Below are 21215 nucleotides of genomic sequence, written 5' to 3' on the forward strand. Positions count from 1 at the left end.
GCCCGGGACAAGACAAATCACCAATTCTATTATCAGGAAGGAAGATGTTGTAATGACGAAACCATATCCTCTGAAATTTCAGCCGGAATTCAAAGAACGTGTCTGGGGAGGCCGGGCGCTGGAGAAATTCGGCCTGGATCTGCCCGAAGGCCATATCGGCGAAGGCTGGATGATTGCCGATCATCCGAACGGCACCTCCTCTGTAGTCAACGGCGAGCTGGCCGGACAAGGCCTGGATGCCATCCGTGAGCAGTTCGGGCACGAGTGGTTCGGCAGCAAGGGCATCACGGAGGAAGGCGGAAGATTCCCGCTGCTGATCAAGCTGCTGGATTGCAACGATAACCTCTCCGTACAGGTTCACCCTACGGATGATTATGCCGGTCTTCCCAAGGGAGAGCTGGGCAAAACCGAAATGTGGTACGTGCTGGACGCCAAGCCGGGCGCCAAAATCATCTACGGCCTGAAGGAAGGCGTCACCCGCGAGATGCTGAAGGACGCGCTGGAGAACGGAACGGTTATGGACAGCCTGCAGGAAGTGACTGTAGCTGCCGGTGACTCCTTCTATATCCCTGCCGGGACTGTACATGCATTGTGTGCAGGAGTCGTTGTAGCAGAGATCCAGCAGAACTCTGACACTACATACCGGATTTACGATTATGACCGTCCGGGTCTGGACGGGAAGCCGCGCGAGCTGCATATCGAGGATTCCCTGAATGTGACTGCCTATGAGGGAGCAGGCGCGACTTCGATGAAGACAGATGGTGCTGTGGCCGGGGAATGGCTTAGAATTGCCTCCTCGCCTTATTTTATTGTGGAAAAAGGAATCGTCTCTGGTGAATGGCAGCTCGCCACCACCGATGACAGCTTCACCATTCTGGTGATCTGTGAGGGCAGCGGCCATCTGATCTGGGAGGGCGGCTCCCAGCCATATGCAGCGGGCGAATGCTATCTGCTTCCGTCCAGCCTCGGCGCTTACAGTATTGAAGGACAATCTACAGTGCTGCGCTCTTATCTGCCTTAAGCAGCCGGACTGCGTTTCACTTGGATCAGAAGCAACAGGTACTCTTTACGCTAGGAATGCTGAATTTCACTTTCAGGAGGACAGGCGATGACTGAGAACACTTTTACCATGACTGATCCCTTAGATGTCAAAATCCATGTCTATGAATGGCTGCCGGACGCGGGAACGGAGATCCGGGGGATTGTGCAGATTGCACACGGTATGTGTGAGACGGCTGGGCGGTATGCCCGGTTCGCCTCGGCGCTCACCGCAGCCGGTTATGCTGTGTATGCCAATGACCACCGGGGACATGGCCTTACCGCCGGCAGAGTCAACCTGCTCGGCGACAGCGGGGAGAACGGCTTCTACTGGATGCGGCGCAATCTCCTTCAGCTTGCAGAGCTCGCCTGCTCCCGGCATGAGCACGTGCCTATCTTCCTGTTCGCGCACAGCATGGGCTCATTTCTGGCTCAGAAGCTGATGTGCGAGGAAGGCCACGAGATCTACAGCGGCTTCATCCTCAGCGGCACCAACGGTCCCCGGGGCATGCTGCGGCTGGCGGAGTCCTTGTCGAAGGTGCAGTTAAGGCTCCAGGGAGACCACCACCGCAGCGTGTTGCTGAACGGAATTGTGTTTGGCGCATACAACCGCTCCTTTTCTCCGGTCCGGACGGCTTTTGACTGGCTGAGCAGCGACCCGGAGGAGGTGGACCACTTCATTGCCGACCCGTACTGCGGGGCGATCTGCACCACCCGCTTCTTCCGGGATTTCTTCCATATGCTGCGGGAGCTTCATACCAAATCCACTCTTCAGCACTTATGCAGCAACAAGCCGGTCTACCTGTTCGCAGGCGAGAAGGACCCTGTGGGGAGTAATGGCCAAGGGGTGATACGTCTGGCTGAGTTATACCGGAAGCAAGGGCTTCAGGATGTAGAATGCAGGCTGTATCCGGGAGGCCGGCATGAGATGCTGAACGAGGTCAACCGGGACGAGGTTACGGCCGATGTGCTGGACTGGCTCGCCCGCCACCTGCCTGCCGGGTCCATGATTAGTTATTAACAAAAACAACAAGGCAGCGATTCCCCTCTTATTGGGAGGATCGCTGCCTTGTGTTTATTGGAATTGCGGAACCGGTCTCTACACATTAAAAGATATCAGCTTCAGCTGTGTCATCTCCTGTACGGCGTAAGCAACGCCTTCGGTTCCCTTACCGCTGTCTTTCACACCGCCATACGGCATATGATCCACTCTGAACGTCGGAATATCATTAACGACTACACCGCCGGCCTCAAGTTCACGGGCAGCCTGAAAAGCGCGCTTGATGTCAGAGGTATACACCCCCGCCATCAAACCGTAGCGTGAAGAATTCACCTCGCGGATTGCCTCCTCCCAGTGGTCAAAGGGCAGAAGCACCGCAACGGGTCCGAATATCTCCTCTGTCCATACCTTGGCGCTGCGGGGCACCTGAGTCAACAGGGTAGGGGCAATAATATTTCTGGCTGAGCGCAGGCCGCCTGTTTCGATCACAGCGCCGCCTGCCACGGCTTCCCCGATCCAATTCATAATACGGTCTGCCGCCTTCTCCGAAATCAGTGAGGTCACATCCGTAGCTTCTTCCAGCGGGGACCCGGTTATAAGCTTTGCTGCTGCTGTGACAAAATGTTGTTTGAATTCTTCATAGAGCGATTGATGGACTAGAATCCGCTGCAAGGAAATACAGACTTGCCCGTTATAGGCAAAAGCACCACTGACACACCGGGCGGCAACCGCCGCAATGTCTGTGTTCTCATCAATAATCAAAGCAGCGTTGGACCCAAGCTCCAGAGTGGTGCGGCGCAAACCCGCCTGCCGCTGAATCAGCTGGCCCACGGCATAGCTCCCGGTAAAGCTGATCTTGCGGACCAGCGGATGGGTCGTCAGTACTTCCCCCAGCTCCGCTCCCTCACCGGTCACAATATTCAGCACTCCGGCCGGCAGCCCCGCCTCTTGAAACAGCCCGGCAAGCAGCAACCCGCTTAGCGGTGTCTGCTCCGCCGGTTTCAACACAATGGTGTTGCCGGCCGCAAGGGCCGGTCCCACCTTATGGGCTACCAGATTAAACGGAAAATTAAACGGAGTAATAGCTGTTACAACCCCGATGGGGACCCGGATTGTAAAGCCGAAATGCTGGTGTCCGCCTTCAGCCGCATCCATCGCAACCTGCTCACCGGTCACCTGTTTTGCAGCTTCGGCTGCAAAACGGTAGGTCTCCACGGTCCGGGCAATTTCGCCTCTGGCTGCCTTGAGGGGCTTGGCCGCTTCCATTGCTATCACCCGGGCCAGTTCTTCCCTGCGCTCGTCAATCAGCCCGGCCACCCGGTATAGAATCTCGCTGCGCTGATAGGCCGTCATCCGCCCGAAGACAGCAAAGGCTTCGTGAGCCGCCTCGATTGCCCGCACTCCCTCAGAGGCATCTGCCTGGGCAATCCGTGCCAATACTTCCCCGCTGTATGGATTATATAAGTCCTTGTATTTCCCGGCCTTGTGCCACTGGCCGGACATCCATAAGCCGTAACATTCCTGCAGCTTCAAATTTTCTCACTCCCTATTTGCAAGTTGCAGCCATGCTGTATGAATATCGGCTGCCCGAATCTCGCCCTGATGACCGGCGAGATGACGGTGGACCTCCTGCTTCCGGTGCCAGCGCAAGGCTGGCGGCAGTTCCAGCAGCAGCACCGCTAGCGCATCGCTGGCTTCAGGAGTAAACCGCTGTTCATAGCTTTCACGGGCAGCTCCAAACTGCCATAGCGGCTGTACTATACCCGAGATTTGCCAGCGGCCCGGCATATCCGAAGAGCTTCATTCCGTCCAGAGCCTGAACCAGGATTTCAGCATCTTGTTGGCCTAACTGCGGCCGGTTGCCGCGTTAAAAATATTCTGCTAAAACCTCCGCTAAAGCCTGTTTGTAGGCATTTAAATCATACGAAGAGTTATTTGCTTTTTTCTTGGCGATAGTTAGGCCGTTATATATCTTCTCTTCCAGTTCCCGTCTTGCCTCAAGAACCTGAAGCGTTCCTTCTAAGCCCTGGTGGCCCTGTCCTAAGCCATACCCCTGGGTGGTGAAATATTTGATGAACCCTTCCGACCACTCTTGGGCTCTTTCCTGGACCGCTTTGCGGAAAGCATATTCCAGATCGTCCTGTTCGATAACAATCAGCAGCGGATTCAAAGACTTAATGATGGCCTCCAGCTCCAGAATGTAGCTTATCATGTACTCGTCCGCTGCTTCATTCTTGATCATTCCCATGGTTACAGGGTTCTGAATGAAAGAGCAATCAAACACATACGTGTCCGTTCCCTGCAAGGCCATCTCCGTAAACTGTCCCCATCTTGCTGTAATCAGCTTCCTGTGCTGAGCCAGCGGCAGTTCATATACATCCTTCCGGGCTAATGTGTCCATCCATTCCTTTGGAAGGAGAGGCTCGTGTTCATTTACTATTTTCCGGTATTCGACAAGGTAATAGCCGTCATGAAAAGTTGTCCGCGGACTTAATATATGCCTTGAATCGGCCCACATCCCCAGCAGCTCATCGTACTCTGCCTTTGTAAGACAAGCGGCGCCGTCATAATCCGCCGGATGATCCAAATTCCCCTCAAGGAATAGCTGAGCATTATTGCCCGCCTCCGTAAGAATTTCGTAAACCAGCTGTGCCGCTGTGGACTTCCCGAAGCCGGGTAGACCCTCGATTAAGATTAATTTCGGTTGCATGCATCGTTCCCCCATTCACGATTTAGAAGGATAGGCAGGGAAAGAGCCAATACAATTAGGTGTTCACTTTAGTGTACTCGCTGATTGAGGCATGTGGAATTTCAGCTAATTCTCCTAACAAGGTACGAAAAGCCATACCGTGTCCGGTAATAATCACCTTTTGGAAGCCCAAATATTGGTTAATCACCTTCTCCACACGGTTCCTCATCAGTTCCTTGGATTCCCACAGCTTAGTTGCCCCGGGAGGATAAGCTCCGCCGTCTATTCGCCCAAAAACGGTCAGAGTCTCACTGCCCCCAAGGAACCACCTTAAGCTCCGGCCATTTACTCTTCCATTTCTGCGTTTTGGTATGGTAAATCTCTTGGGTAATCAGCGCTTTGTTGGGCCGCAGAACCAGTTGAAACAAATCCTCCAGACCAAATGGAGCATAAATCTTCCATTCACCGTTCAGCTCAAGCCTTGCTCCCAGCGAGGTCACTGTAGTCGGCCAGCTGTCGATTGCTGCTTCCAGGGAGAGGTAGGGGGTGATCTCCACACCGAACTTCTGCGGATACCACAGATGAACCCGAGCCTGATTTTTGAGATCGACCGGGATAGCAATATCCTTAAAAAGCTCCCTGCCCTTAGCAACCATCGCATCCTCAGCAGCATAACTCAAATCGGCCGCATCATAGTAAATAATATCGATGTCACTAATTCCGTACCCCGGCGCTCGCCCGGTAAGCTCATTCCACACCGTTTGCACCAAGCATCCTGCACCTATGTAGTAAGGGAACGGGGCCAAACCTTGGGCACGCTTGAAAATATCCATTAGCAATGTATCGCGGGTGAATAGCTCCGTAAGACGATTATACATTTCATAGCAACTATCCATCGCCCAGATCCCCCACACTCCCGCTAGACAGCCCGTACTGCAAAATCAGCTGCGTTCCCTTGCTCCCGCTGCGCCGCAGGCCGTGATCCTGAAATCCGGCGCGGAGATATAGCTGACTGGCGGCGGTATTGCGTTCATTCACAGCCAGCACCATCTGTCGGGCTTCAGGGTAGTGACGGCGGATAAAATCCGGCAGCAGTGCCATCGCTGCTTTGGCGAACCCGCGGCCCTGGCTGGCGCAGTCCATCAGGAAGACCCGGAGAAGAACTGCTCCTTGGTAGTCCTGGTAGAAATTCGAGATACCTTCACCAGTATGTAGGATGAAGAAGCCTACCGCCCGTTCTCCATGAGCAATAACCACCCCGGCCTTACCGGCATCCTCCCTGAGGTCCTGAAGCGTCTCCTCCGGCAGCCCGGTGAACTGCAACTGCTCCGCCGGAAGCTTAAAGCCAAGTAACTGGTCCTTGAATTGCTCCCCGTGCTCGTCACCGTACCTAAACAATGATATGTGCTGCTCCTGACTCAACTGTATGCCCCCCATAGGTAACCGACTCCCGCTCATGCTCCCTTGCGGCCGCAACGCCGAATGTGGTCGATTTTTCGATTACATTTGGTCCACGTGCCCACGCAACGCCGAATGTAGTCGGTTTTTCGATTACATTTGGCCGACGTGCCCACACAGCGCTAATTGTGGTCGGTTTTTCGATTACACTTGGTTCAAGCGCCCACGGAACGCCGGATGTGTTCAGTTTTTCGCATACATCCGCATCGGCAGGCAGGTGTCCAGTGTAGTCATGGGCATTCCCCTATAGAGGCAGCGTAAAATACTGCGCCCGCTGGCTCTCGTCCTGCTGATACAGGACGACCAGCAGCGTGCGGCCATCGCTTGCCCCAGGGTGCGGATTGTTATGGACCGCCCCAGCCCCAGCCTCGGCCACTGCTACCGCAAGCTCCGCCGACTCTCCTTCGGCCACCGCTCCAAGCAGCTCCCGGGCGTCCCCGTTCCCGGCATCAGCACCAGCTTCAGCCTGTGCCCCCGCCTCAGCGCCTAGCTCCCCGTCATAGCGAAGCCCGCTGATCGAGTCCAGCACCGGCGCAAGGCGGAACGGCAGCTCATCTAGCACGATGAACTTCTGCAGCTCCCGCTCGCTAAGTCCGGCCTCCGCCAGCTTGGCCGAGATCCGCTCCGGCTGACTGGCGATCTGCTTCAGGTGCTTCGCCCACTCTGCTTTATCAAGCACATCGTCCCACCAGATTTTGCGTGGCTTGTACTTGTGGGCGAGGAAGTAGTCCAGCTTCATCAGGCCAGTGACAATGTCCATGGAGGCCGTGCTCCGGTCCGTCAGGAAGTCATGCAGCCGGGTGAACAGATCCTCCAGCTGATGCCCGATCTTCTGCCAGCCCCGCTCTTCCCAGTAGTCCCCGAACTCCTGGAAGAAGTCGAACGGGGACGGGAAGACATGGCGGATCAGGTACTTGACCGAATGAGCCAGCCGCTGGCTGTTCCAGTACTTCTCCAGCACATCCTCCAGCCGCTTGAGCCGGATGATATCGGCGAACGGCATGACATGGCTGCTGAGAATCTCGTACGGCGCATGCTCCATGTACGTGTAGTCATATTTGGCTGCCTGGGCGCGCAGCCCGGTGCCGCGCAGCATTTTGAGGAACCCTAATTGCAGCTCCTCCGGCTCCATGGCGAAGACGTCATTGAAGGTCTTGCGGAAGGTCGCGTAATCCTCCATCGGCAGTCCGGCGATCAGATCGAGATGCTGGTCGATGTTGCCGCTGGCCTTAATCTTCATCACAGTGCGCGACAGCTTGGTGAAGTTCTGGCGGCGCTTGACCAGCTCATTGGTCTCATCATTCGTCGACTGGACGCCGATCTCGAAGCGGAAGACGCCCGGAGGGGCGTTCTGCGCCAGGAAATCCAGCACCTCGGGACGCATAATATCGGCGGTAATCTCGAACTGGAACACGCAGCCCTGATGATTGTCGATCAGGAACTGGAACATCTCCATCGCATAATTGCGGTTGATATTGAACGTGCGGTCCAGGAACTTGATCACCTTGGCACCGCCCTCAATCAGGTAGAGCAGATCGGCCTTCACCCGTTCGATATCATAATAACGCACGCCCACCTCAATGCTGGACAGGCAGAATTGGCAGTTGAAGGGACAGCCCCGGCTCGTCTCAAAATAAACGATACGCTTGCTCAGCTCCGGCAGATCCTCCGCGAAGCGGTGCGGGGTCGGAAGGGTATTGAGATCACTTTTGGGACGGGGAGGATTGACGATCAGCTCTTCGCCCTTGCGGTATGCCGCACCGTATACGAAATGGTACTTATGTTCGTCCCGGATCTCCTGCAGCAGATGGTGGAAGGTCTCTTCCCCGTCACCGTTCACGACAAAGTCTACTCCGGCCTCCCGCTTCATCCAGTAGAGCGGCTCATAGGATACCTCCGGCCCGCCCAGCACAATCTTGACCTCCGGCATGACCTGCTTGAGAATTCCAACTAGCTTGATGGTCTCCTCGATGTTCCAGATGTAACAGGAGAAGCCAATCACATCCGGCCGCTTCTGAAAGAGGTCAGACACGATATTCATCGCGGGATCTTTGATGGTATATTCCGCCAAAAGGATATCCTTGAACTCATGCTCGCTATACGCCTTCAGCAGCCGGATCGCAAGCGACGTATGAATATATTTGGCATTTAATGTGGCCAGGATGATTCTCATGCCTTATAACCTTCTTTACATTTCATTTTGAAAAAACTCCAGGAAGGCCTTGCCGTACTTCCGGTACTTCACTTCACCGACACCCTTCACCCTAAGCATCTCCGATTCCGTCTGCGGACAGACCACGCTCATCTCGCGCAGCGTCGCATCATTGAAAATGATGTACGACGGCACATGCTCGCGCCCCGCCAGCTCGCGGCGGATCAGGCGCAGCTGCTCGAACACCGTCTCGTTGACCGCTGACGGCGAAGTATCGCGCGAGCGGCTGCGGTCCCGCGTGCCGGAGGTGACCAGCTTGCGGGCGACACGCTGATGCACCTGACGCTGGCCGCGCAGCACCTCGGCTGCCAGCGGCTGCAGCCGGACCACCGGATACTGGCCTTCGGACAAGGCCAGATATCCTTCCGAGATCAGCATATTGATGATCTCGGTAATCTCCTTCTCGCTGCGGCTGGACATAGCGCCGTGGGTCGGCAGCTTCTCGAAGCCGTATTGCAGCACCTTCTGGTTCCGCGAGCCCTTCAGCACGGAGGAGACCAGCGCCACGCCGTAACGCTCCCGCATCCGGTGGATACAGGAGAAGATCTTCTGCGCTTCAACCGTGATATCCACCAGCTCACGCTCGTCGGTACAGGAGCTGCAGATCCCGCAGTGATCGTCGTCATGGCTCTCGCCGAAATAGTCGAGCTGCGCACTGCGCAGGCAGCGGGTGGTGTAGCAGTATTCGATCATCTGCTGGAGCTTGCGGTATTCGTTGGCTTTGCGTTCCGGGTCCTGCGGGTTCTGCTCAATCAGGAACTTCTGGGTCATGATATCCTGCGCACTGAACAGCAGGATACAATCGCTTGGCTCCCCGTCACGCCCCGCACGACCCGCCTCCTGAACATAGGCCTCCATGTTCTTCGGCATATTGTAATGGATGACATAACGCACGTTAGACTTATCGATCCCCATCCCGAAGGCATTCGTAGCGACCATGACGCGGATATCGTCATACAGGAAGCCTTCCTGGCTGTCCGCCCGCTCCTGGTCGTTCATTCCGGCATGATAACGCCCGGCGGTGATGCCTGCGGCCTGAAGGCGCTGGTAGAGATCATCCACCTCCTTGCGGGTGGCCGCATACACGATGCCCGGCTGGTGGGCATGCTGAGCCGCGTAATCCAGCACGAACTCACGCTTGTTCTCTCCGCGCAGCACGGACATCGCCAGATTGTCGCGGCCAAGTCCGGTCATGAAGACGCCCGGCTCGCGCAGGCGCAGCAGCCGGACCATATCCTCCATGACCTCCGGGGTAGCCGTAGCGGTGAAGGCCGCAAGAATCGGACGTTGCGGCAGCTGCTCCACGAACGGGGACACTGCCAGATAACTGGTGCGGAAGTCATGGCCCCACTGCGAGACGCAGTGCGCCTCATCCACTGCTACGCAGGAGATATTCAATCCTGCCATCTCCAGGCGGAACCAATCCAGCTCCAGACGCTCGGGAGCTACATAGAGCAGCTTCAAATCGCCGCGGCGGGCCGCGCGGATGCGCTCATTCACTTCTTTGCCGCTCAGGGTGCTGTTGATATAAGCAGCCGGAATCCCTGCGGTCGTCAGAGCATCCACCTGATCCTTCATCAGGGAGATCAGCGGCGAGACAACCAGGGTAAGCCCCGGCTGCAGCAGCGCCGGAACCTGATAACAGATGGATTTGCCGCCTCCGGTTGGCAGAATGCCAAGCGTATCGCGGCCTTCCAGCAGATTGTTCACAATTTTTTTCTGGCCGTCCCGGAAATCGGGATAACCGTAATATTTTTGCAGCTCGGCCTGGGCCTGCTCCATTAATGATCCTTGCATCTCCATAGCTCTTCAAACTCCTTAAGGCTTTCTACCTTTTAGTTTACCGGGCAACCCGCTGCCAAGCAACCGCCTGAAGCAGATATCATAGCACTCCTTCCTGGACTTACACATAGAAATTACATAAAAACTGCACGATCAAGCAACACTTTAGATAGATTCATCCATCTGCCCTATGAAGGAGGCCGCCCGTTTGCAAGACTGGAAAGATAAATATGCTTCCTACATAGATAAGCAACAGTCTTCTCCTCCAGAGCCGAAGCCGGCCAGCGGCAGCAGGCTTACAGGAAAGCTGAAGACTGATCTGCCGGAGCTTCAAGCCAGGCTCGGGGAGAACGGTGACCTGGTCGTACGCGCCTTTCTGCTCTTCGGGGCTTATCCTGCTGCTATGCTCTTCTTCACGTCACTCGTGAATATGGAGCAGGTACGCGAGCATGTGCTCAAGCCGCTGATGGCTCCGCCCCCAGGCCAGCCTGAGGTTCCTAAGGATAAAGGCGGAATGATTCAATATATCTGGAGTACTGCCGTCCAGGTCACTCAAGGCACCACGACTGCCGATCTGTCCGCACTCCCCCAAGCAGCCGTGAAGGGCGAACTGATTCTGCTGATTGACGGGGTTCCCGAGGCGCTCCGCATGGAGATGCGCCAGATTGAGATGCGCGGGGTCGAGCAGCCGCAGACGGAGCAGGTCATCCGCGGGCCCCGTGAAGGCTATGTGGAGAAGCTGGAGAACAACCTTTCCCTGCTGCGCTACCGGCTGCAGAGCACAGACTTCCGGATTGAGATCAGTCCGCTCGGGGAGCGTACCCAGTCAAGGGTGGCTCTATGCTATATAGACAGCGTCACAGACAGCGCTCTGGTGGCTGAAGTTATGCGCCGAATCTCGCTGATTCATACCGACGGCATCCTCGATGCCGGATACATCGAACAGTTCATCGAGGACCAGCCGCTCTCCCCCTTCCCTCAGGTTCAGAGCACTGAGCGGCCGGACAAAACTGTGGCCGCCCTTCTGGAAGGAAGAGTCGCCATTCTTGTAGATGGCTCCCCGTTTGCCCTGATTGTTCCCGCCCTCTTCAACCAGTTCTTCCAGACGGTGGATGACTATACGGAACGCTTCATTATGGGCAGCCTGATCCGGATCATCCGGCTGATTGCTTTGGCCAGCTCACTGTTTTTCCCGGCATTATATGTGTCTGTGATCTCGTATAACCCCGAACTGCTGCCTACAGATTTCGCTGTGGCTATCTCGGGCGGCCGTGCGGGCGTGCCGTTTCCGGCTGTGCTGGAGGTACTGATTATGGAGGTATCCATGGAGGTGCTGCGGGAAGCGACGATCCGGCTGCCGCAGATGATCGGCGGGGCATTATCTATTGTAGGCGTCCTCGTCATCGGACAGGCTGCAGTGGGCGCAGGACTCGCCAGCCCGATCACGGTTGTCATTGTCGCTCTGACGACCATCGGCTCGTTCGCCACCCCCGCCTACAATGCAGCGATCGCCCTGCGGATGCTGCGGTTTCCGCTGATCCTTCTGGCTGGTATGTTCGGCCTCTACGGGGTTATGATTGGCACGATTCTGATTCTGAACCATCTCTTGTTCCTGGAGTCCTTCGGCGTTCCTTATATGTCCCCTTACATTCCCGGCAAATGGCGTGATCTGAAGGATACGCTGGTGCGGGTGCCGCTCTGGTGGATGCGCCGCCGCCCCAGCTTCCTGCATGCCCGGGATACGGACAGACTGCCCCGCAGCGTGCCGGCCGCAGAGATTGACCAGATTCTCAGGCAGGGAGATGAGACCGATGAATAATCCGCGCCAGATTACGACTCTGCGCGCAGCAGCCGTGATCAGCAGCACCATTATCGGAGTAGGCATCCTCAGCTTCCCGCGCTACATGACCGAAGCAGGTAACAGCAGCGCTCCCCTTGTTGCATTCTGCGGCGTACTTTTCTCCTTCATCAGCTACTGGCTGCTGGCCTCCCTCTGCCAAAGGTTTCCGCAGGAGACCCTGTTTGTGTTCAGCCGCCGCCTGATCGGACGCCCGCTTGCTGCTATTTTCACTGTGGTGATTATGCTGCTGTTCATTATACTCACCGGCCTCACTGTACGCCAGTTCGGGGATGTCGCCACAACCGTGCTTTACAAAAAAACACCGATCGAAGCAACCATCTTCCTGATGCTGCTTATCAGTCTGCTGTCCTCCAGGCGCAACGTTGTGAAGTTCTCCTATATCCACTTTTTCTATCTGCCGCTGATTGTAGGCTCTATTCTGGTCACCATTCTGCTCTCGCTCAAAAATGTGGAGATGCTCAATCTGCAGCCTGTCCTGATGGCTCCCAGCCTCCAGTTCTGGAAAGGAGCGCAGGAGGCCACCTATCTGTTCCAGAGCTCCTTCGTCATCGTGCTGCTGATTCCATTCATGGAGAAGCCCGGGCATGCGGTTCGTGCAGGGGCCTGGGCCATCTTCCTGTCGGGTGCAATCTACGTGCTGATCGTCATTGCCTCTGTAGGGATATTCGGTGCCGAGGAGACCAAGCTGCTGATCTACCCTACCTTGGAGATGGCCCGTTCGGCGGCCTTTGGCGAAGGATTCCTGGAGCGGCTGGATGCTATCTTCATTATTATCTGGGTCATCTCTGTCTACACGACGATCTACACTACTTATTACATATCTGCCTATCTGCTGCACAAGCTGCTGCGATTCCGTGATCAGCGGATGGCCTCCACGGTCCTGCTGCCGGTGATGTTCATCCTGGCCATGCTGCCCTCCAATGTGTTCGAATCTTACCGGTGGGCCCTTCACCTCGGCAATGCCGGCATGATGCTGATGTTCGGCTATCCTCTGCTGTTATGGACGGTCTATCTGCTCAGACGCCACAGGAAGAAGGTGACCTCATGAATATACAGCTTCCGCGCACGCTCGTCCTGCTCCTGCTGCTCACTATAGCCGCCCCGCTGCTCAGCGGATGCTGGGATCAGGTGGAGATTGAGGACCGCGCGCTGGTTCTCGGCCTATCCATTGACAAGATCCCTGCAGACGATACGCAAAAAGAAGACTTGGTGACTCACATCCATGATAACTCTCTGCCTACGGAGATGATCAGTGTCACCGCCCAGATTGCCGTCCCGGGCAGAGTCCCGCTGGGCCCCGGCACCGGCGGCAGCGCAGGGGAAGGCAAGACCAGTCCTGTCTGGGTAGTCAGCGTGCGCGGCATCTCGCTCGATGACGCCATGAATAATCTGCAGCAGCAGATTGCCGACCCGCGTTATCTGGTTCACCTGCGGATCATCATCATCAGCGAGGAGATTGCCCGGGGCAGCCTTGCCGAGCTGAATGATTATCTGCGGCGCAACCCGGAAATCCGGCGCAGAACCTGGCTGCTCGTCTCCGAGGGCCGCGCGTCCGCCTTCATGGATGTGAACCCGCCGCTGCAGCGTGTGCCTACTCTTTATATTTTGTCCATGATGGAGAAGTCCGTCTCCTCCGGCAAGTTCCCCCGGGATTATATCGGCACATTCTGGTCAGCAGATTCCAAATGGGGACAAAGCGCCTATCTGCCTTATGTCGCACTGCGCAACAGGGACAATATTCTGATCAAAGGGCTGGCTTATTTCAGCGGCGGCCGGATGGCGGGCAAAACTGCCCCGATCGAGATCGGCGGATTCATGGCGATGCAGGGGATGGACCCCGGCGGCTATTCCACTCTGCTCCGCACGCAGGAGCTCGGGATTGTCATGACCAAGATCAATGAACGCTTCACCCGCACCCGGAGCTACATCAAGGACGGCAAACCCTATTTGGCCTATGACATCTTCCTGGAGGGGGATTTGGATGAGCATTACAGCAGTGATGTCCCCGTCAATTCCCCGCAGAAGCTGCATGAGATCGAACAGGATTTCCAGCAGCAGATTCAGAAGGTGCTGCACGGGCTGGTGAAGCAGACCCAGCAGGACCACTCTGATATTTTTGGCATGGGTGAACAGATCAGAAGCCATCATCCCGCCTACTGGAGGGAACACATCCACGGCAAAAACGACTGGGAGAGCCTGTACAGCAGTGTTGATGTAGAGATCAGACTGACCCTGCATATCCGCAGAGTGAGCCTCAAGCATGATTAAGCGCCCGTCCGTGCAGGTAACCGCCTATGGAGGAGGAAGCGTATGATCCGATTGCTGGGAAGCCTAGCCGGGATGCTGTTGTTCTCGGCCTTGCTCCTACTGGTTGTAGATATCCGAATTTACAGTAACCGGCGCTGGCACCGGGAGAAAAAGTACGCAAAGGTCATAGCCTGGAGCTATATCCTGCTCTCTCTGATGATCTGTATCGGCCTGCTCCTCTATATCTAGCTGCCCCCGTACCTTCCGTAGTATTTCTTCACGGCCCATGGTATATTGAGGAGTAACCTATTAAAGGACGGAGAATGCGGTCATGAATACAAGAAGAACCAGAAATCAGGGGAACAGAACCTCTAACCATAAACAGGGAGCAAGATCCGGAGCTCCGGCCAAGCCGGCAGCTGCACCCAAATCCTATACGGTAGCGGAGCCTGCGGAGCTGCTTGCTTTTCTTCTGAAGACGATTACGAATAAGGGACGCAACTCGATCAAATCCATGCTCTCCCGCGGGCAGGTTGCTGTGAACGGCAAGCCGGTGACGAAGCATAACCATCAGCTCCATCCCGGACAGACCGTAACGATTGATCAGGAGAAGCCTGCCGAAGCCAAGGAGATGCTGGGACTGACTATTGTCCATGAAGATGACGATATTATCGTGATTCAGAAGGATGCGGGGCTCCTGTCCATCGCTACCGGAGAAGACAATGAACTGACGGCTTACCGCCAGCTGATGGAACATGTCCGCCTGAGCAATCCGAAGAACCGCGTCTATGTGGTACACCGTCTGGACCGTGATACCTCGGGCGTCATGATGTTTGCCCGCAGCGAGGCGATTCAGCAGTCCCTCCAGAACAGCTGGAAGGAGACCGTCAAGGAACGTTCCTACGTGGCTCTGGTGGAAGGCGCCGTTAAGAGATCCGAAGGCACGATCAGCTCCTGGCTGAAGGAGACCTCCACGCTGAAGATGTACTCCAGTCCGCATGAGGGAGACGGGCTGCATGCCGTAACCCGCTATAAGCTGATCCAGGCGAACCGCCACTTCTCCCTGCTGGAAGTGCATTTGGAGACCGGACGGAAGAATCAGATCCGTGTTCACATGTCCGACATCGGACATCCGATTGCCGGGGACAAGAAGTACGGCGCTGAGACCAAGGCAGTCGGCCGTCTCGGGCTGCATGCCCGCGTGCTCTCGTTTGTTCATCCAACCACCGGTGAAATCCTGACGTTTGAGAGTGCGATTCCGAAGACTTTTCTGAAATACACGGCACCGGCACCTACGAACTAATCCCTAAGCTGTGAGTGCCGACAGCAGATCATAATATAATATAGAGAAAAGATAGAAGGTGCCGCTCTTGTTCCACCCTACTGTTTTTGACAATATCAAAATCGCCCTGGAGAACCAGATCTACGACTACGATAATCTGGATGGGGTTCTAGTCGTAACAGACCGGTCTGATCTGCTCAATCTTGCGCTGATGTCGCGTGAATTCAGCCTCGTGTTCAAGCTGACCGGAGGCCTGAATGTGACGTCCGAGATTCTGCTCCAGTCCACAGTGAAGGACCTTGGCGATGAGATTCTGGAGACACCTGGCAGCGATCCGGGATGCAGTCTTTTCTTACGCTTTTATCTGGAGATCCAAGATGTGAACGAGCAGTGCCTGGCGATTGAAGAGATTCTGACCGGAATCTGGGGACCTGAATTCCAGCCTGTGCAATCGCTCAGCTTCCGCTATGGACAGCCGGACGATACGTACAATAACTGTGTTGAACTGCAATTCAAACGGCAAATTACCGAAGAGCAAATGGAAGACCTTCCGAACCTCTTGAAGTTCCTGCTGCAGAGCGCCGAAGAACTGGAAGAGGTATAACGCTATACATGGGGTGAGCTGATAATGAATTTCCTGCCTCCTGCCCGGACGGGCCGCTGGCTGGCATGGTCTGCCGGTTACGCACTGCTGCTATGGCTATTGCTGATTCTGCACCGGTACATGTGGTTAGGTGAACCTTTTAACCTTATTCTAGCTGTGCGCTGGGCCATCCTTGCCATTGTAATCTCCGTTATAGTCAACGGATTCGGCTGGTTGGGTGCGCAGCTTGTGTGGATTTTCTCAACCGCTGGAACTGTGGCGGGGCTCTTGCTGATGTACCTGTATACCTACCGTGAGATGTCGGGCTTCGAGGATCTTGCGGGCTTTCTGTCCTTCGGCCTGTTTACAGCAGGCGGCTTCGCTCTGGGTCTGATCGCTGAGGGCGGCCGCCTGCTGATACACTATTGGCGCACACGCTGATTCCTGTTAGGAGCTGATGACCCCTATGTCCAATTCCCTGCTGACCAAAAATGCGCTCGCCCGCTCGCTCAAGGACCTGATGACCCATCTTCCGCTGAACAAAATCTCCGTCCGGCATCTGGTCGAGGATTGCGGCGTGAACCGGCAGACCTTTTATTATCATTTTCAGGATATCTATGATTTGCTGGGCTGGATCTACAAGACTGAGGCTGTCGAGAGCATTGCCGAGTACCGCAGCTACAGCACGTGGACCGACGGATTCTACCGGATATTCTGCTATATCGAGAACAATAAGGCGTTCTGCTGCAACACCTTGGACTCCCTCGGGCGGAGGCATCTGGATGCGTATCTGTACGAGGTGACGAGTGATCTCGTCATGGGCGTCATCAACGAGCTGGCCGCCGGGCTGGATGTCGGGACGCCGGATAAGCAGTTCATCGCCAACTTTTACACACTGGCCTTCACCGGACTGGTCATTCAGTGGATGCAGGACGGGATGAAGGAGCCTCCGGGGCCGATGATTGAGAAGCTGAGCGTCCTGATTGAAGGGAACTTCCTAAAGGCGCTGCATAAATATGAGAACATTTTGTCGTAACCTCAGGGATGCGGCTTTTTTTCTGCCCAAAAACGTTACACTTTGTTCCATATGTCCAAATTTTATACAGATCAAGCGCTTTGATGATACCCTCCAGGGCGGGACTGGATTACACTCGGTTCAGGTCCATTATTCAAGCAAATCTATGGAGGCGGTAATCAGTGAAAAAAGAGTACGGTAACGAGCAGGTATATTTCGTAGGCGGCGGCATTGCATCCCTTGCGGGTGCGGCCTATCTGGTTAGAGACTGCAATTTTCCCGGACAGAAAATTCACATTATTGAAGAGATGAAGATCCTTGGCGGCAGCAATGACGGTGCCGGCGATGCAGAGCATGGCTATGTCATTCGCGGCGGCCGGATGCTGAACGATGAGACCTATGAGAACCTGTGGGAGCTATTAAGTACCATTCCGTCCATTGACCAGCCGGGTATGACGCTGCGGGAAGAAATCGTTCAATTCGACGAGTCCAATCCGACCCGCGGCCAGGCACGGCTGATCAACAGCAAGGGGGAGGTTCAGGATGTCACCTCCATGGGCTTCGATATGGCAGACCGCCTGGCCCTGGGCAAGCTGGTCATTACGCCGGAGCCGGCCCTGGGCACCTTGCGGATTAACGACTGGTTCGGACCGCATTTCTTCACGACGAACTTCTGGTACATGTGGGCAACCACCTTTGCTTTCCAGCCTTGGCATAGTGCGGTTGAGTTCAAGCGTTATATGCTCCGCTTCATGCACGAGTTCCCTAGAATTCAAACACTTGAAGGCGTAACCCGTACCCCATATAACCAATATGATTCCATCATTCTGCCGCTGCATCAGTATTTGGAGCCGCTGGGCGTAGATTTCACCTTGAAATGTACAGTAACCGATCTCGAATTCAAAGATGGCGATGGCATTACTGTAACAGCGATGAAGGTCATCCGCGATGGCGTGGAGGACACGATCCAGGTTCATGAAGGCGACCGCGTGATTGTGACGAACGGCTCGATGACTGAAGGCTCCAGCCTCGGCTCGATGACCTCTGCTCCCGGGATCAACGGTAAGGGCAGCTCATGGAAGCTGTGGGAGACGATCGCCGTGAAAAAGCCGGGGCTCGGCAATCCTTCTTCCTTCGACGATCATGTGGACGAATCCAAATGGGAATCCTTCACGGTGACCTTCCAGGACTCGAAGTTCTTCGACCTTATGGAGAAGTTCACCCGCAACCGGGCCGGAACCGGCGCGCTCGTTACCTTCAAGGATTCCAGCTGGTTCATGTCTGTCGTGCTGGCCTTCCAGCCGCATTTCCGCAACCAGCCGGAGCATGTCAGGGTCTTCTGGGGATATGGCCTGTACCCGGACAAGGTCGGCGATTATGTACACAAAAAAATGAGCGACTGTACCGGCGAGGAGATTATGGAGGAGCTGATCGGACATCTGCACTTCGAGGCGCATAAGGAAGAGATCATGGCTACAGCCAACTGTATTCCCTGCATGATGCCGTACATCACCTCCCAGTTCATGCCGCGCCTGAACAGTGACCGGCCGCGGGTGGTGCCTGAAGGCTCAACTAACCTGGCCTTTATCGGCCAATACTGCGAGATCCCGGACGATATCGTGTTCACGGAAGAGTATTCAGTCCGTGCCGCCCGCATCGCCGTCTACACCCTGTTCGGCCTGAACCGTCCGGTAGAGCCGATCAATGCGTACCAGAACGATGTCCGCACACTGTTCTCCAGTCTGGTGACCTCGTTCCGGTAACGGACTGATCCAGCTGCGGCGGCGTTGCCCGCCCGGACGTTCAGCCCGCCATCTGAGGACGGCGGGCCAGTGTTCCCTGTAAGCAATAAAAACCCCCGCTGCATGAATGTCATGCGGCGGGGGTTTCGTGTGTCCATTTGTTGCAAACTTGCCCCGAAAAACCAGTGGCGGCAGGAATGCAAGCCGCCCAAAGTAGCCTTTTGGCGCAATTAGCGGAACTGTAGTTCGTAACCAGAACCGTTCGTCCAGGCCCAGCAAGCTGCAACGTTTACCTCAAGCCTGCCACTAATCACAATTAGATGCTGCAAGAACCGTCATCGCAGCCGTCAGCAGACGGTGCAGCCCCGGACTTTGGCTGACCGACCACCTGAAGCTCTGGGCCCTTCTGTTCCTCCGCCCATACCGTATCCAGCACTTCAGTAAAGACCGGACCCGGCTGTGCGCCGGATACTGCGTACTTATTATTGAAGACGAAGAATGGAACGCCGGTGATGTTCAGCTGCCGGGCAGCTTCAATGTCAGCCTGGACCCGGTCGCCGTAAGCCTCACTGTCGAGCACCGCAGCCACTTCAGCCTGATCCAGTCCGGCCTCCGCAGCCAGCTCAGCCAGCACTTTACGGTCACCCAGATTCAGCGAATCGGTGAAGTACGCGCGCAGCAGCCGTTCGGTCATCTGTGGCGCCTTGCCCTGAGTAGCGGCATAATGGCTTAAACGGTGAGCGTCAAAGGTATTCGTGGACTGAATCGTATCGAAATTGAACTCCAGACCCACACCCTGCGCCTGTTCGGCCAGCTGTGCGTTCATCTCCTTGGCCTTGTCACGGGTCATGCCGTATTTACCGGCCAGCAGCTCATGGATGTCTCTCGTCTCATCGGTGCGTGCATTCGGGTCCAGCTGGAAGCTGCGGAACACGACCTCCACCTGGTCACGGCCGGGGAACTGGCTCAGCGCGTGCTCCAGCCGTCTTTTGCCGATATAGCAGAACGGGCAGGCATAATCAGACCATATATCTATTCTCATGGGAATTCCTCCTGAATGGTAATGGTATTGGTATTGCAATTCACTTACTATTATATAGTTAAAAACTGAAAATTACAAACAAACTTTCTGAACAATCTATGCTCGCTAAATGCCCGCACACTCTCTTCTCTGCTGGCTTCCGGGAGAAAAGTAAACGAAAGAGGTATATACGTCCGCCCGGCCGGGCAGGTAAAATTAGAGCAACATCTTTAATTCAAAGCGGACGGTCTATGGCGTCCCGAAAGGAGTCAGCGGCATGCATGACCTGTCTATAGTCATTCCCACGCGTAACCGGATCAGCGATCTGACCGTCTGTATTGAATCCATCGGCGCGCAGACCGGGCTGGAGAATGTCTCCATCGAACTGCTGATCGTGGACGACGGTGAGATCGAAGAACGGGTGCTGGAGTATTTCCGTGAGGTGCTCGGGCGCCTTCCGGATGCCAGCCTGCGTTATTACCGCAAAACCAAGCCCGGCGTCTGGCTCTCCCGCTACGAGGCCCTCGGGCTCATCGACGGGGAGATTCTGCTCAGCTTCGATGACGATGCGGAGCTGGACGATCCGCTCTATATCCGCCGGATGCTCGACACCTACGCCTCAGATCCGTCCATTGTTGGGGTCGGCGGAATCGCCAAGGGTCTCTCCAGCAGCAAGTCGGGCAAGCTGCTCGGCAGGCTGACCTGTCAAATGTCGGGTTCGCCAGGCAGACTGTCGGCAAGTACACTGGCCGGGTCTCTTCTCTTATGGGGGGAGACGGAGAATATTTTTGAGACGGACTTCTTCCATGGCTGCAATATGTCCTTCCGCAGTTCGGCGCTGCAGGATATGAAGCCGTACCCCTGGATGACCAGCTATGCAGTGGCGGACGATATCTATATGTGCCATCTGGCGAGCAGATACGGCAAGCTGGTGATTAACCCGGAGCTGAAAATCATGCATCATGAATCGCCCAGCTCGCGCGACAAGGCAGGCCGGGTCGCCCGGGCGACCGCAGTCAATCATTATTATCTGCTGAATCTGCGCAAAGCACCCGTGAAGAATTATGCAGCCCTGCTCTGGACACTCACCTATCTGACGGCAAAAGCCACCCTGAAACGGAATTTTAATGCCGTCTCAGGCTACACCAGCGGCATTCTGTTCGTGCTTAATCCCCGCAAGAATAAATACAGGGAATTCATGCTGGACTAGGCGGCTTCCGGGCTGTCGCAGAAGTCCTGTACCACAATTCGAGACGCCGTCCTGCTCAGGACGGACAAAAAGGGT

General features: G+C 55.5%; 21 protein-coding genes. 12 read left to right on the plus strand and 9 right to left on the minus strand.

Features of this window, described 5'->3' with window-relative positions; translation table 11 throughout:
- The first annotated feature begins 52 nt into the window (after nucleotides 1-52).
- Together MKX42_RS27125 and MKX42_RS27130 are read left to right on the plus strand one after the other, a co-directional pair.
- On the plus strand, nucleotides 53-1021 hold the full coding sequence (locus MKX42_RS27125; RefSeq protein WP_340756049.1) for a type I phosphomannose isomerase catalytic subunit: 969 nt from the start codon (nucleotides 53-55) through the stop codon (nucleotides 1019-1021).
- A gap of 87 nt (nucleotides 1022-1108) precedes the next feature.
- A complete protein-coding gene (locus tag MKX42_RS27130; RefSeq protein ID WP_340756050.1) occupies nucleotides 1109-2059 on the plus strand; it encodes an alpha/beta hydrolase in 951 nt (316 codons plus the stop codon).
- A 78-nt stretch (nucleotides 2060-2137) separates the two neighbouring features.
- On the opposite strand, the gene MKX42_RS27135 is transcribed toward MKX42_RS27130, so the two are convergent.
- The 8 genes from MKX42_RS27135 to recQ all read right to left on the minus strand — a co-directional run bounded on the left by MKX42_RS27135 (nucleotide 2138) and on the right by recQ (nucleotide 10200).
- The gene (locus MKX42_RS27135) at nucleotides 2138-3541 is read right to left on the minus strand and encodes an aldehyde dehydrogenase family protein (protein ID WP_340757849.1); all 1404 of its coding nucleotides are present in this window, start codon (nucleotides 3539-3541) and stop codon (nucleotides 2138-2140) included.
- A gap of 36 nt (nucleotides 3542-3577) precedes the next feature.
- Entirely contained in the window at nucleotides 3578-3826 is a 249-nt protein-coding gene (locus MKX42_RS27140) for a hypothetical protein (protein WP_340756052.1), read from the minus strand.
- 79 nt (nucleotides 3827-3905) lie between these two features.
- Nucleotides 3906-4748 (minus strand): hypothetical protein, encoded by an 843-nt coding sequence (locus MKX42_RS27145; RefSeq protein ID WP_340756054.1) that lies wholly within the window; start codon nucleotides 4746-4748, stop codon nucleotides 3906-3908.
- Nucleotides 4749-4803: 55 nt separating this feature from the next.
- Nucleotides 4804-4944 carry a hypothetical protein gene (locus MKX42_RS27150; protein WP_340756056.1) on the minus strand — a complete coding sequence of 47 codons (141 nt, stop codon included), beginning with the start codon at nucleotides 4942-4944 and terminating at the stop codon, nucleotides 4804-4806.
- 91 nt (nucleotides 4945-5035) lie between these two features.
- Nucleotides 5036-5623, minus strand: a complete 588-nt coding sequence (locus MKX42_RS27155; RefSeq protein WP_340756057.1) for a nucleotidyltransferase family protein — start codon at nucleotides 5621-5623, stop codon at nucleotides 5036-5038.
- Entirely contained in the window at nucleotides 5616-6125 is a 510-nt protein-coding gene (locus tag MKX42_RS27160; RefSeq protein ID WP_340756058.1) for a GNAT family N-acetyltransferase, read from the minus strand. The genes MKX42_RS27155 and MKX42_RS27160 overlap by 8 nt, the downstream gene beginning before the upstream one ends.
- Before the next feature lie 304 nt (nucleotides 6126-6429).
- On the minus strand, nucleotides 6430-8358 hold the full coding sequence (locus MKX42_RS27165) for a B12-binding domain-containing radical SAM protein (protein ID WP_340756059.1): 1929 nt from the start codon (nucleotides 8356-8358) through the stop codon (nucleotides 6430-6432).
- Nucleotides 8359-8373: 15 nt separating this feature from the next.
- Entirely contained in the window at nucleotides 8374-10200 is a 1827-nt protein-coding gene (gene recQ / locus MKX42_RS27170) for a DNA helicase RecQ (protein ID WP_340756061.1), read from the minus strand.
- A 187-nt stretch (nucleotides 10201-10387) separates the two neighbouring features.
- Here recQ and MKX42_RS27175 point away from each other — a divergent pair, with 187 nt between their 5' ends.
- From MKX42_RS27175 to MKX42_RS27215, 9 genes are all read left to right on the plus strand, one after another.
- A complete protein-coding gene (locus MKX42_RS27175) occupies nucleotides 10388-11998 on the plus strand; it encodes a spore germination protein (protein WP_340756063.1) in 1611 nt (536 codons plus the stop codon).
- On the plus strand, nucleotides 11991-13088 hold the full coding sequence (locus MKX42_RS27180; RefSeq protein WP_340756065.1) for a GerAB/ArcD/ProY family transporter: 1098 nt from the start codon (nucleotides 11991-11993) through the stop codon (nucleotides 13086-13088). The genes MKX42_RS27175 and MKX42_RS27180 overlap by 8 nt, the downstream gene beginning before the upstream one ends.
- Nucleotides 13085-14308, plus strand: a complete 1224-nt coding sequence (locus MKX42_RS27185; RefSeq protein WP_340756067.1) for a Ger(x)C family spore germination protein — start codon at nucleotides 13085-13087, stop codon at nucleotides 14306-14308. The genes MKX42_RS27180 and MKX42_RS27185 overlap by 4 nt, the downstream gene beginning before the upstream one ends.
- A gap of 42 nt (nucleotides 14309-14350) precedes the next feature.
- A complete protein-coding gene (locus MKX42_RS27190; RefSeq protein WP_340756069.1) occupies nucleotides 14351-14536 on the plus strand; it encodes a CLC_0170 family protein in 186 nt (61 codons plus the stop codon).
- A gap of 82 nt (nucleotides 14537-14618) precedes the next feature.
- Entirely contained in the window at nucleotides 14619-15590 is a 972-nt protein-coding gene (locus tag MKX42_RS27195) for an RluA family pseudouridine synthase (RefSeq protein ID WP_340756071.1), read from the plus strand.
- Nucleotides 15591-15648: 58 nt separating this feature from the next.
- A complete protein-coding gene (locus MKX42_RS27200) occupies nucleotides 15649-16173 on the plus strand; it encodes a hypothetical protein (protein ID WP_340756073.1) in 525 nt (174 codons plus the stop codon).
- 24 nt (nucleotides 16174-16197) lie between these two features.
- The gene (locus MKX42_RS27205; RefSeq protein WP_340756075.1) at nucleotides 16198-16593 is read left to right on the plus strand and encodes a hypothetical protein; all 396 of its coding nucleotides are present in this window, start codon (nucleotides 16198-16200) and stop codon (nucleotides 16591-16593) included.
- Between the two features lie 25 nt (nucleotides 16594-16618).
- Nucleotides 16619-17188, plus strand: coding sequence for a TetR-like C-terminal domain-containing protein (locus MKX42_RS27210; protein ID WP_340756077.1), 570 nt, complete (start codon nucleotides 16619-16621; stop codon nucleotides 17186-17188).
- A 161-nt stretch (nucleotides 17189-17349) separates the two neighbouring features.
- Nucleotides 17350-18930: an oleate hydratase gene (locus tag MKX42_RS27215; protein ID WP_340756079.1), complete on the plus strand. Its 1581-nt coding sequence runs from the start codon at nucleotides 17350-17352 to the stop codon at nucleotides 18928-18930.
- Between the two features lie 295 nt (nucleotides 18931-19225).
- On the opposite strand, the gene MKX42_RS27220 is transcribed toward MKX42_RS27215, so the two are convergent.
- Nucleotides 19226-19951 carry a DsbA family oxidoreductase gene (locus tag MKX42_RS27220; protein WP_340756080.1) on the minus strand — a complete coding sequence of 242 codons (726 nt, stop codon included), beginning with the start codon at nucleotides 19949-19951 and terminating at the stop codon, nucleotides 19226-19228.
- A gap of 256 nt (nucleotides 19952-20207) precedes the next feature.
- Here MKX42_RS27220 and MKX42_RS27225 point away from each other — a divergent pair, with 256 nt between their 5' ends.
- The gene (locus MKX42_RS27225) at nucleotides 20208-21140 is read left to right on the plus strand and encodes a glycosyltransferase family 2 protein (RefSeq protein ID WP_340756082.1); all 933 of its coding nucleotides are present in this window, start codon (nucleotides 20208-20210) and stop codon (nucleotides 21138-21140) included.
- Nucleotides 21141-21215 lie beyond the last annotated feature (75 nt).

The organism is Paenibacillus sp. FSL R7-0204, from assembly GCF_038002225.1.
GTDB lineage: Bacteria > Bacillota > Bacilli > Paenibacillales > Paenibacillaceae > Paenibacillus_AQ.

Coding starts and splice junctions, on each gene's coding strand:
- MKX42_RS27125 (WP_340756049.1), top strand. CDS start 53: ATGACGAAACCATATCCTCTGAAATTTCAGCCGGAATTCAAAGAACGT.
- MKX42_RS27130 (WP_340756050.1), top strand. CDS start 1,109: ATGACTGAGAACACTTTTACCATGACTGATCCCTTAGATGTCAAAATC.
- MKX42_RS27135 (WP_340757849.1), bottom strand. CDS start 3,541: ATGTCCGGCCAGTGGCACAAGGCCGGGAAATACAAGGACTTATATAAT.
- MKX42_RS27140 (WP_340756052.1), bottom strand. CDS start 3,826: ATGCCGGGCCGCTGGCAAATCTCGGGTATAGTACAGCCGCTATGGCAG.
- MKX42_RS27145 (WP_340756054.1), bottom strand. CDS start 4,748: ATGCAACCGAAATTAATCTTAATCGAGGGTCTACCCGGCTTCGGGAAG.
- MKX42_RS27155 (WP_340756057.1), bottom strand. CDS start 5,623: ATGGATAGTTGCTATGAAATGTATAATCGTCTTACGGAGCTATTCACC.
- MKX42_RS27165 (WP_340756059.1), bottom strand. CDS start 8,358: ATGAGAATCATCCTGGCCACATTAAATGCCAAATATATTCATACGTCG.
- recQ (WP_340756061.1), bottom strand. CDS start 10,200: ATGGAGATGCAAGGATCATTAATGGAGCAGGCCCAGGCCGAGCTGCAA.
- MKX42_RS27180 (WP_340756065.1), top strand. CDS start 11,991: ATGAATAATCCGCGCCAGATTACGACTCTGCGCGCAGCAGCCGTGATC.
- MKX42_RS27185 (WP_340756067.1), top strand. CDS start 13,085: ATGAATATACAGCTTCCGCGCACGCTCGTCCTGCTCCTGCTGCTCACT.
- MKX42_RS27190 (WP_340756069.1), top strand. CDS start 14,351: ATGATCCGATTGCTGGGAAGCCTAGCCGGGATGCTGTTGTTCTCGGCC.
- MKX42_RS27195 (WP_340756071.1), top strand. CDS start 14,619: ATGAATACAAGAAGAACCAGAAATCAGGGGAACAGAACCTCTAACCAT.
- MKX42_RS27205 (WP_340756075.1), top strand. CDS start 16,198: ATGAATTTCCTGCCTCCTGCCCGGACGGGCCGCTGGCTGGCATGGTCT.
- MKX42_RS27210 (WP_340756077.1), top strand. CDS start 16,619: ATGTCCAATTCCCTGCTGACCAAAAATGCGCTCGCCCGCTCGCTCAAG.
- MKX42_RS27220 (WP_340756080.1), bottom strand. CDS start 19,951: ATGAGAATAGATATATGGTCTGATTATGCCTGCCCGTTCTGCTATATC.
- MKX42_RS27225 (WP_340756082.1), top strand. CDS start 20,208: ATGCATGACCTGTCTATAGTCATTCCCACGCGTAACCGGATCAGCGAT.